At 42.4% G+C, this 10,096-nt stretch carries 8 protein-coding genes and 1 pseudogene; 4 read left to right on the forward strand and 5 right to left on the reverse strand.

Features of this window, described 5'->3' with window-relative positions; genetic code table 11:
• Window positions 1–104: 104 nt before the first annotated feature.
• From IL355_RS06360 to IL355_RS06370, 3 genes are read right to left on the reverse strand one after another with little or no spacing between them, the layout of a single operon-like run.
• Complete coding sequence (locus tag IL355_RS06360) at window positions 105–1,586, reverse strand: BCCT family transporter (protein ID WP_192461291.1); 1,482 nt, start codon at window positions 1,584–1,586, stop codon at window positions 105–107.
• Window positions 1,587–1,595: 9 nt separating this feature from the next.
• Entirely contained in the window at window positions 1,596–3,023 is a 1,428-nt protein-coding gene (locus tag IL355_RS06365) for an SDR family oxidoreductase (protein ID WP_192461292.1), read from the reverse strand.
• Window positions 3,024–3,040: 17 nt separating this feature from the next.
• The gene (locus IL355_RS06370; protein WP_192461293.1) at window positions 3,041–3,466 is read right to left on the reverse strand and encodes a hypothetical protein; all 426 of its coding nucleotides are present in this window, start codon (window positions 3,464–3,466) and stop codon (window positions 3,041–3,043) included.
• A 174-nt stretch (window positions 3,467–3,640) separates the two neighbouring features.
• Between IL355_RS06370 and argS the strand changes: the two genes are divergently transcribed.
• Window positions 3,641–5,425 carry an arginine--tRNA ligase gene (gene argS / locus IL355_RS06375; protein ID WP_192461294.1) on the forward strand — a complete coding sequence of 595 codons (1,785 nt, stop codon included), beginning with the start codon at window positions 3,641–3,643 and terminating at the stop codon, window positions 5,423–5,425.
• Window positions 5,426–5,431: 6 nt separating this feature from the next.
• Here argS and IL355_RS06380 read toward each other — a convergent pair whose 3' ends face one another.
• The gene (locus tag IL355_RS06380; RefSeq protein ID WP_192461295.1) at window positions 5,432–6,112 is read right to left on the reverse strand and encodes a haloacid dehalogenase type II; all 681 of its coding nucleotides are present in this window, start codon (window positions 6,110–6,112) and stop codon (window positions 5,432–5,434) included.
• A gap of 486 nt (window positions 6,113–6,598) precedes the next feature.
• Between IL355_RS06380 and IL355_RS06385 the strand changes: the two genes are divergently transcribed.
• From IL355_RS06385 to IL355_RS06395, 3 genes are all read left to right on the forward strand, one after another.
• Window positions 6,599–7,078 carry a tetratricopeptide repeat protein gene (locus IL355_RS06385; protein WP_192461296.1) on the forward strand — a complete coding sequence of 160 codons (480 nt, stop codon included), beginning with the start codon at window positions 6,599–6,601 and terminating at the stop codon, window positions 7,076–7,078.
• Window positions 7,079–7,211: 133 nt separating this feature from the next.
• Window positions 7,212–7,691 carry a DUF695 domain-containing protein gene (locus IL355_RS06390; protein ID WP_192461297.1) on the forward strand — a complete coding sequence of 160 codons (480 nt, stop codon included), beginning with the start codon at window positions 7,212–7,214 and terminating at the stop codon, window positions 7,689–7,691.
• A gap of 493 nt (window positions 7,692–8,184) precedes the next feature.
• Window positions 8,185–8,877 carry an ATP-binding cassette domain-containing protein gene (locus tag IL355_RS06395; protein WP_192461298.1) on the forward strand — a complete coding sequence of 231 codons (693 nt, stop codon included), beginning with the start codon at window positions 8,185–8,187 and terminating at the stop codon, window positions 8,875–8,877.
• Between the two features lie 182 nt (window positions 8,878–9,059).
• On the opposite strand, the pseudogene IL355_RS06400 reads toward IL355_RS06395, so the two are convergent.
• Window positions 9,060–10,096, reverse strand: a pseudogene (locus IL355_RS06400) (transposase); the annotation flags it as partial.

Consider the following 10,096-nt stretch of genomic DNA (forward strand, 5'->3'; position numbering starts at 1 on the left):
AGTTACGCAAATGTAAAACAAAAAATGGTAACTAGTTACATAAATAGATTAAATTATCGTTGGTTTGATTTTACTTTATCAACGAGGTAGTGGATTACCGTCATTTATTTTGAGGCCTTTTTAAGTCCGTAAAGAAATAGGCCCGCCATAACCACCATAAAAAGGGCAAAAGGCAAGGAGGTAATAATCAATAGCTTTTGTACAGCAGTGAGCACATCAATTTCCGGTTTTACGTTTCCTAGAAGTAAAAGGGCTATCGTTGATAGTAAAATCAAAACCGACCAAAGTAACCTGTGCTTTTTCTTGGGATTCTTTTTGCCCTTATCCGTAAACATGCTCAATACGAATACGGCAGAATCTACGGAGGTCACTAAAAACCCAATGAGGAGTAGGATGGTCATAAAGTTGAGTGCTGTGGCCATGGGGTAATTCTCCAAAAAAACGAAGAGGGAAGAAAATACGTTGCTGAATTCCCCCGAGTAACTTCCCCAAGATTCGATGACTTGAAAGGCAGAAGTTCCAAAAACGGAAAACCAAAAGAAGGTGCCCAAAGAGGGTAAGATAAGCACACCCAACAGTAATTGTCGTAGCGTTCGTCCTTTGGAAATTCGGGCAATGAAAATACCGGTGAAAGGTGCCCACGCCAACCAAAACGCCCAATAGTAAAACGTCCAATCGGTTAAAAAGGCCATTCCCGGATTGTAATTACCAAAGGCAAGACTTATCGGTACAAAATCGATTATATACTGTGCGGTAGCGAAGAAAAAGGAAGAAATGATTTCCGACATATCGCTGGTGACAAAGACAAAGAACATCAGCAAAAGCGTACCTATAATATTCACTTTGGAGATGATTTTGATGCCTTTGTTCAAGCCTTGCCAGGCGGAAAGAAAGGCGATGGCCGATATCAAAATGGTAAGTGTCAATACCGATGTCAAACCCCAATCGGACTTAAAAATATGGTTGAGTCCCCCATTGATTTGGGTGGTTCCGAGCCCAATGGCGGCAATAAGCCCGAAAACAGTGGTGATGATGGTCATCACATCAATACCCTTTCTGGCTGCGGAGTAGGGTATGACGTCTTCAATGGCCGCGCTCACGCGCACCTTTTTCTTTTGAGCAAACAGGGCGTAGCCGATGACCATGGCAAAGAGGCCGTAAAAGGCCCACGCCGTAAAACCCCATTGGTAGAAGGTGAATTCCAGCGCTAGAATTTCAGGTGACAATTCGGATCCGTATGGCGGATTTTGCTGCATAAAAACAGGTTCCTGTACGGCCCTTAAAAGAATTCCGGCGCCCATTCCGGCGCTGTACAACATGGCTGTCCACGCCCAAAGGCTGTGTTCGGGTTTTGCATTTTTTTTGCCCAGTTTTATTTTTCCCCAAGGGGAAAGGGCAATTGCCAATAACAATAAAACGTAGCCTAGGCCTAAATACAAATAGAAATAGCCAAAGTAATTGCGTACCCAAACGGAAGCCACTTCAATAACTTCATAAGCAGCCTCGGTAAAAAGAAAAACCCAAAGAATAAATACCAACAGAATACCGATGGAGGTAACAAGTAATGGATTTTTAAGGAGTTTCATTAAGGGGTTTTATTCTTTTGTATTGGCAATATTGCGAATCATGCCACCAAAGATAAAGTAATGAAAAGGAAGTAGGCTGTACCAGTAAAGCCTGCCTCTGAGGCCCCTAGGTCTAAAAGTAGCGGTTTGGTAGAGAACGCTGTTTTCAATTTTAAATTCCAACCAGGCCTCACCAGGCAGTTTCATTTCGGCAAAAAGTAACAATCTTTTATCATCCTTATCGGCCAAAAGCACCCGCCAAAAATCGAGGGAGTCTCCCGCAAATAACTTATCTGGGTGGGTTCTTCCCCTGCGAAGTCCCACTCCGCCAGAAAATTTATCCAGTAGGCCCCTTATTTTCCACAACCAATTTCCGTAGTACCATCCCGTTTCCCCACCAATTTTCCAGACATTTTCCAAGACCCTGTCCGGATTCTTGATTTTTAGTTTTTGCTTATCCGTAAGAACGCCGTATTGCGGTACCTGAATGTATTTTTCGAGACCTTTTTTAAACCTGCCACTGACCATACTGTCTTTCCAGCTGCTGATTACCAGGTTTTGTTCAATTTTTTTAAAGGCTAGGTCTATCGCCTGTTTGTAGGTATGGGGTTTTATTTGCAACAATTCTTGCAAGCGTTGGTCTTTGGCAATGACTTCGATTTTCATGCTGTCCACCAGATTCATCGCCAGTTTATAAGAGGTGGAGGTAACAAAATAAAGCCAATAGCTGGAAAGTTTTGGGGTCATTACGGGAACGGTGTATATGTAGTTTTTGAATCCCCTAACTTCGGCATATTGTTCGAGCATATCCTTATAACTAAGCACATCAGGCCCGGCAATATCAAAAGAATCGTTATAAGTTGCTTCATTGCCCAAAACACCGGTCAAGAAAGCGATAATATCACGAATGGCAATGGGTTGCGTCTTGGTAAGCACCCACTTGGGAGTAATCATCACAGGCAGTTTTTCACAAAGGTCCCTAATGATCTCAAAGCTAGAACTGCCGCTGCCCACAATAATGCCCGCGCGGAGCACGGTCAAGGCGAATGGACCTTCATAAAGAATGTTCTCTACATTCTTACGAGATTCCAGATGTTTGGAGAGCTTATCCTCGTTAACAATTCCACTTAAATAAACCACCTGCTTCACATGGGTTTGGGACATATATTTATTGAAATTTCTGGCCGTTTTGGCTTCCATTTCGCTAAAATCCCCAGTAGAGGCACTCATGGAGTGGATAAGAAAGTAGGCCACCTCAATATCATTGGGAATTTTTTTGGGCGCTACTTCCCTCAGAAAATCTACTTCCAAGACCTCTATTTGGGCGCGCATTTCTTCCGTAATGGAAAAACGGGCCTCATCGCGAACAGTGCAGACCACCTCATGACCGTCTTCCAGCAGTTGCGGAAGCAGTCTCATACCTATATAGCCATTGGCGCCCGTAAGCAGTATTTTCATGGTTCCTTTTTTGTTGATTAAAGGTCTTCTATACTGGTAGGCGCATTGTCCGCCTTATGGTTCAAGAGTTTGGTAAAGAATTTTTGAACGGCCTTGGTGTCCGCCTTGACTTTAAGAAAGTGCTGGTCTCTGTAGATGGAATAAATGCCCAAATCTCCCTTGTAAATGGTGAGTTTGTAATAGGGAATTACCAAAGCATAGGTTTCCAAAAGTGACCGAAAGCGAACGATAATTCCTTTGGGCCTTATTTCTACATTGCATTGGTCGCGATTATTGTCCAGAATCAAAAGGTTTCTAATGCCCAAGCTCGCCTCGGTAATGAACAAACGGGGAGAGCCAATGCCACCCAGTGCCCAACGTTCTTTTAAAGTGAAGGGCTTGCCTACTTCAGTATCAATTTTTCGGGTGAGTTCTTTGTTGCTGTAAGAAACGTTGACCAACATTTTAGCGAAATTTAGGTGCCAATTCTTGGGAGCGAAGCGTACTTGGCGAATGTTCCTTCAAATTTAATCAAAACTTACGGCAAGTACTTGGCTGTTTTGCCGTTATTACGCGCTCATCCCATCAAAAAAAGTGTAAAAAATGATTAGTTTTGCAGCCTTAATTAAGAGGAAGCCATGGGAATTGAATCCATTTTAGAGGTAAAGGTAAAAGAAGCGGTCGCTCAGTTGTTCGAGGTAGCACTTCCGCAGGTAGAGTTTCAGCCTACGCGCAAAGACTTTGAAGGCGATGTAACGGTGGTGGTTTTTCCCATGTTGCGCTATGTAAAAGGGAATCCCGCCAAAATAGGGGAAGAAATAGGTCAATTTCTTACGGCGAACGTACCTGCCGTAACCGGATTTAATGTAATCAAGGGTTTTTTGAACCTAGTGATCGGCGATGCTTTTTACCTCGATTTTTTCAATTCCATCAAAACAACTACTACCTATGGTCATGTAGCCGAAAAGGCCGATGATGCCGTGATGGTAGAATATTCTTCGCCCAATACCAACAAGCCTTTGCACTTGGGGCATGTGCGTAATAATTTGTTGGGCTATTCGGTTTCCGAAATTTTAAAGGCCGCTGGAAAAAAGGTGTACAAAACCCAGATTATCAACGATAGGGGTATACATATTTGTAAAAGTATGCTCGCCTGGAAGCGTTTTGGAAATGGCGAAACACCGGAAAGTACGGGGTTAAAAGGGGATAAATTGGTTGGGAATTACTATGTGGCCTTTGATAAAGCCTATAAAGATGAGATTGCCCAATTGGTGGCCAAGGGAACCGACTCCAAAAAGGCAGAAAAGGAAGCGCCCATTCTGTTGGAGGCCCAAGAGATGCTGCAGAAATGGGAAGCCGGAGATGAGGAAACGGTGGCCCTATGGAAAACCATGAACGGCTGGGTGTATGAAGGTTTTGCCGAAACGTATAAAGATATGGGGGTTGATTTCGATACCCTGTATTACGAAAGCGATACCTATCTTTTAGGGAAGGATGTGGTGGCGCAAGGCCTGGAAAAGGGCGTTTTCTTTAAGAAAGAAGATGGCAGTGTGTGGATCGACCTGACGGAAGACGGACTCGATGAAAAAATAGTGTTGCGTTCCGATGGTACCGCCGTTTACATGACCCAAGATATTGGTACTGCCATACAACGGGTAAAGGATTATCCTGATGTGGGCGGAATGGTCTATACCGTGGGCAATGAGCAGGATTACCATTTTAAGGTACTTTTCTTGATTTTGCAGAAGTTGGGCTATTCATGGTCCAATAACCTACACCATTTGAGCTACGGAATGGTCGATCTGCCCAGCGGAAAAATGAAGAGTAGGGAGGGTACCGTGGTAGATGCCGATGATCTGATGCAGGAAATGTCGCAAACCGCAGCCGATATTTCGGCGGAGTTGGGCAAGTTGGAAGACTATGATGAAGACCAAAAGGAAGAACTGTACCAAATGATCGGTTTGGGCGCGCTTAAGTACTATATCTTAAAGGTAGACCCCAAGAAACGTATTCTTTTCAATCCGGAGGAATCGGTAGATTTTCAAGGAAATACAGGTCCGTTTATTCAATATACCTATGCCCGAATCCAGTCCATTTTACGCAAAGCGGAAGAAACCGGCGTTTTAAAGGATGATAATGTTGAGGTGGAAGCCCTACACGCCAAGGAAAAGGAATTGCTCAAGCAATTGCAGCTGTACCCGGAGACCATTCAATTGGCGGCCGAAAATTACAGCCCCGCTTTGATTGCGAATTACACCTATGATTTGGTGAAGGAGTTCAATTCATTCTATCAGCAGGTTTCCATTTTGGGCGAAGCCGATGAAAACCGTAAAATCTTTAGGGTGCAATTATCCAAAAAAGTAGGCGAGGTGATTGCCTCTGCCTTTAGACTGTTGGGTATTGGCGTACCGGAGCGTATGTAGACCGCTTTAGTATTGTAAAAGTCGGTCAGTTACCTGTTCCAGGTCGGTCGCGACAATTTCGGGAGTAGGTGCCAGCGGATAGAGTTGTTGCCCCGGTCTTTTGATAAAGGCCGCACGCCAACCGGCCCATTGGGCTCCGGCCACGTCCCAACCGTGTGCGGCGATCATCATGCTTTCGTTAAGACTTACGTTCATTTGTTGGGATGCATATTGGTAGGCTTCTTGAAAAGGTTTGAATTTTTTTGCGCCCTCCACACTTAAAATAGCATCAAAATAGGGGGTAAGCCCGGCATATTCAAATTGTTGGGTGACCCCTTCTTGAGAGCCGTTGGTAAAGGCCGCTAAGGTAAAGTTGGCATCTTTTAGGCGTTTCAAGGAGCGTTTTACCTCTGGGTGCGCCGGTAATTTGCGAAGTGCCGATACTACTGTTTCCCTTGCTTTTTCTTCGGAAAGGGTAATTTGGTTATTGGCAGCCACCATTTGCAAAGTGGCGGCACCGATATGCCCAAAGGGTCGATATTGCCCACTGGCAGAAGTGACCAGGCTGTATTGGAGCATGGTGGTAAACCAAAGGGACAGAAGGTTCTCATTACCGTCAAGGACATCGGCAATGTTACGTTTCATTGCAGTAAGGTCTAGAAGGGTTTCGTTGACATCAAAAAACAGTACTTGGGGCTTTACGGGCATGGCTTCTTTTTTAGGTGTGATTTCAAAATTAGAAAAGGCTGGTTATACTTAGGTGTGGTATGTCTTTTAAAGAGATTGTAATTATACGATTAATGTTGATGAGTTTGTAGTTTTAAGCATACTTGAAGAAAGGTTTTTCCTATATTTGAGTATAACTATATTTCTTATATTAAGAATAGAATGTTATATGTGAATAGGAAAGGAGTTTGGTAATTTGTATATCAATTTACAAAAGTAATTTATGTGATATACACTTTACCAAAGTTTAAAATTTATAAAGCATTAAAAATAAGACATATAGATGTTTGGAGAGTTCCATATATTTATGTGTTGTAAACAATTTTAAATCACTACTCAGGCCAAATGAAGTTCAAATGTTTATTCCTTTTCCTTGTCTTAATTTTTGCTTGCTCAGAGAAAAAAACGGAAAATAATACCTCTATCTCTCTCAAAGGGCAAAAATTTGAAAATCCAAAAGCTAGTGAATTGAACAGTAAAGCAATTAGGGAAGTTAAGAGTGGAAACCATGATTCCGCGAAAGACTTGTTTTATGAAGCGTTGGATTTAGAACCCAATAACCCCACTATTTTAAGCAATATTGGACTTTACTATCAGGACTTGGGTTTAGACCAAAAAGCAATTGAATTCCACAATAAATCACTGAAAGCCTCGGACTCAACATACCTGATTTCAGGAGCAAATCTGGGCAACGCTTATTACCAAATTGGAGAATACTCCAAAGGAATCAGAATTTTGGACTTTGTTATTGAAAATACCTCAGAAGATAAGCTCTTGGTAGCTGCGTATGTCAATAGAGGGTTCAATCATCTTGGGAAAGGGAATTGTAAAAAGGCTAAGTCGGATTTAATGACTGCAAAAAACAAGTCTTCAAATCAAAAAGACATGGATTTTCAAGTTAGTCGACTGGAAAAAAAACTAAAAAACTGTTTACAACAAGGGCTATAATTTATAGCTGCAATTCATTAACTTGAAACTACAAAACCATCAACGGCTGGATTTGCCACGGTTGGAAATGCTCCGCATTTCTACACCGCCACAAATCATAGCCAGACCGTTGGCACACATTAAACCAGACAAAATGTTTAAGAAACTATTTTCAAAAAAAGAACCTAAATCGTACGGACCGACAGAACCGATTTATCCCGGGGAATTGTTTGAAGTTGGTGAAATAACAGATGACAATGGGTTCTTTGGAGTTTCAAACATCAACAAGTCGTATGACAATTATCCAAATAAAAAATATTTCCCTTGGTGGATTCAAGTGACTCTAGAACTTGTTGACACTGATGATAGAAAAATGCCAACCGACAATGAAGCCCAAGTATTGAATGAGCTAGAAGATAAAATTGAGAAGTTTATTAAGGAAAAACATAAAACTCACTTCATCGGACGAGTAACGCAAAATGGGTTTAGGGACATTATTTTTTATGTTGACCAACCAAGATTTGACCAAGAAAATACAAACCTATTTTTTGACAAAGTTCAGGAACAAAGAAGAGTGAATTTTAATATGGAAAAGGACATCAATTGGAATAACATTGGTGGATTAATAAAATAAAAAACGTGTGCCAACAAAACCTATACGCAATGCGGGTTGACAAGATAAAAGAAAGGTCGGTGCTTTTAGCCCGCCAAAGCTCCGCTTTGACGTTTTTGTTCAATAAATTTAAAAATACAAAACGCAGCTTTGGCTACCGTTCGTGCCAGATTGAAAGTTTTGGCTTTTTAACTCCGCACTGCGCATAGCTAAACCGTTGTAAGTAATTTTAAATCTCACCGCTGAAAATTTTTAAGAACATACTACTATTCCAAAGAAAGGTTTTTCCTGTGTCTTTTTTGATTTCAATAGCAATCGGAATTTTACTTGGCGGAAAACCTCAAACTATTGGATTTTGTTTTTTGGCAATAGCTCCAATGATTCAATACTATTCCTACGATTATAAGGACAAAAATCAGTACTACTACTTTTTCAATCTAGGTGTTGGTAAAATTCATTTATGGCTTTCTACCGTAACAATCGGAATGATAATTCTAATAATACTTTCGTTGTTATGAACATTCTACATATTGACAGTTTGACCAAATCTTATGGCGACAAGATTATACTAAGCGACATATTTCTTAGCTGTGGAATTGGACAAATAAAAGGGCTTATTGGGAGAAATGGTTCAGGAAAATCAACGCTCCTCAAAATAGTTTTCGGAACGGAATCCGCAAATACTAAATTCATTCGGGTAGGAGAAAAAATTGTGAGGAATGTAACAGACGGCAGAGGACTTATCAATTATCTCCCACAAGACCATTTCTTGCCCAATAATGTTAAAATAAAAACAATAATTAATCTTTTTCTAGACAAAGAAAACAGAGAGGTTTTATTTGCAAACGAACATTTAAAACCTCTCTTGAACAAAAAGAATCAGGAATTATCAGGTGGAGAAAGAAGAATAATAGAAATCTTGTTGATTATTCATTCAAATGCTCAATTTGTTCTACTGGACGAGCCTTTTAACGGAGTAAGTCCTATTATTCGAGATTACATAATTGAATACATCAAAAAAAGAAAAAGTTCAAAAGGCTTCATTATAACGGACCACGATTTTGAAAACGTCATTGGATTGGCGGACAAAATTATATTCTTGGATAACGGTTACTTGAGGGAACTAAAGGACAAGAAGGAATTGGTAGAACTCGGATATATAAAAAAAACTACTTACAACACGGGTAACCGTTGCGCAAGCCCTTGAACAGCAAAAAAGAGACCTCTTTTAAGCCCTTTTTAGGGGCTTTTTATTTTTAGGACGACTGGGCAATCTAGATTTTTGGGCAACCCTACAAGTGTTCTTTCAAGTTCTTGGCACCTGTTTTTTATAAAAAATAACAAAGCAAGTTTCCCCGCCCCGCTCCCGATAGCTATCGGGATGGAACGTTTTTGGTCGAATTTCAGGTATTTTTTCAGGTTGTACGCGATTGCCGAGAGGTGCATCGCCTTGTTGGCCTGTTTCAATCCAATGGTATTTATCTTTCGTAGTCCCATAAACTCTATCAGGGTGCCGAAAACGGGCTCGACCGTGCTCTGCCGTTTGCCCTTCATATACCTGCCCTGTGGGCCCTCGACCCGGGCGATGTTCCTTTCGTACTCGGCCCGGTAATAGGTAACGCTGAACTTCTTTTCCTGTGCGCTTTTGCCCAGGCACCGTTCCCGTAAGGGACAGCCAAGGCAGACATGCTTTCTTGCGCGGTACTCCTTCTTCTTTGTCTTGGTGCGGTAATCCAAAAACACTTTGGTAAATGGTATCACCTTGCCCTGTGGACAGATATAATGATCTTCCGTATTGTTATAGGTGAACCCGTCCGGACCACCCTTGTACGTGCCATGGGGCGGGATGAAGCTCTTCAGTCCCCGGGCTTCCAGAAAGGCGTAGTTCTCCCCACTGCTGTAACCGGTGTCCGCTACGCAGTTCTCCCATACCAGGCCTTCTTTCCAGAGCCTGCGTTTTACGCGCTTTACGATGTCCGGAAGGTGTTGGTTGTCCTTCCCGTCCGCATGGTAGGCCCTGATGTCGGTGATCACGTGGTGGGCCGTATCAACGCTCAATTGGCCCAGGTAGTTCAGCTTCCGGGCCTTGCCCGGTTTTACGCTTATACGCGCATCGGGGTCCGTGGGGCTGTAATGTGTTTTGTTACTGGTATACTTGGCCCCCTTGTTGCCCGCCCCCGGCCGTTGGTCCTGGTCCTTCGCCCACTTCTTGTTGCGGCCCTTAATTGCATTTAGCTCCTTTTCACTTGCACTTATACTGCGCTGCCCATTATCCGACCTGTCGCCCTTGCTCTTGCGATGGGGCACTTCTTTATCCATCGAACTAAGGACCCGCACCTTCCGCAGGTGTTCTTGCAGCTCTTCCTCCGGTACCTTCAGTTCCAAGGTATCCATGCTCGCGTTCGCCTTTACCGGCGCACTGTCGA

The sequence above is a fragment of the Euzebyella saccharophila genome (assembly GCF_014855495.1).
GTDB lineage: Bacteria > Bacteroidota > Bacteroidia > Flavobacteriales > Flavobacteriaceae > Euzebyella > Euzebyella saccharophila.

Coding starts and splice junctions, on each gene's coding strand:
- IL355_RS06360 (WP_192461291.1), bottom strand. CDS start 1,586: ATGAAACTCCTTAAAAATCCATTACTTGTTACCTCCATCGGTATTCTG.
- IL355_RS06365 (WP_192461292.1), bottom strand. CDS start 3,023: ATGAAAATACTGCTTACGGGCGCCAATGGCTATATAGGTATGAGACTG.
- IL355_RS06370 (WP_192461293.1), bottom strand. CDS start 3,466: ATGTTGGTCAACGTTTCTTACAGCAACAAAGAACTCACCCGAAAAATT.
- argS (WP_192461294.1), top strand. CDS start 3,641: ATGGGAATTGAATCCATTTTAGAGGTAAAGGTAAAAGAAGCGGTCGCT.
- IL355_RS06380 (WP_192461295.1), bottom strand. CDS start 6,112: ATGCCCGTAAAGCCCCAAGTACTGTTTTTTGATGTCAACGAAACCCTT.
- IL355_RS06390 (WP_192461297.1), top strand. CDS start 7,212: ATGTTTAAGAAACTATTTTCAAAAAAAGAACCTAAATCGTACGGACCG.
- IL355_RS06395 (WP_192461298.1), top strand. CDS start 8,185: ATGAACATTCTACATATTGACAGTTTGACCAAATCTTATGGCGACAAG.